The following is a 391-nucleotide window of genomic DNA, read 5'->3' as shown; positions in this document are numbered from 1 at the left end:
CATTATGGCTGAGTAGGTTCTGCCAAATTGAATGTGTAAAACGTTGTGAGGCATCACCGTTCGGGTTTCCAGGGAATATACGGTTAAGGTTTGCTGGGGATGCATCCGGATCCGATGAAATAAAATCTCGGCTGTGCATCAACATACCTGACACATTAATCATCGGAATAATGATGACTGTGCCGTGTATCTCCTCGTTTACGAGCTTTTGAATGACCTTCTGTGCGGTAATAACTCCATTTAATTCATCACCATGAACGCCTGCCGTTACCATTATTTTGCGAGCATTTTGACTTTGCTCACCGCGATAGACGACCACAGGTAAATGATGATTTTGACCAACACCGTTAGTTTGTGCCTCAAACCAGAAACGATGGCATCCCATCGGTAA

At 44.2% G+C, this 391-nt stretch carries 1 protein-coding gene; it reads right to left on the bottom strand.

Going from position 1 to position 391, the window contains the following annotated elements:
- The coding region (locus AB4486_RS28415) for a succinylglutamate desuccinylase/aspartoacylase family protein (protein ID WP_372120180.1) at positions 1 to 391 on the bottom strand (391 nt) is incomplete at both ends.

Origin of the sequence: Vibrio sp. 10N.222.55.C6 (genome assembly GCF_041473395.1) — a bacterium.
Classification (GTDB): Bacteria; Pseudomonadota; Gammaproteobacteria; order Enterobacterales; family Vibrionaceae; genus Vibrio; species Vibrio crassostreae_C.
Note: the sequence above shows the minus strand (reverse complement) of the source record. Positions and strands in the feature narration are given on the sequence as shown.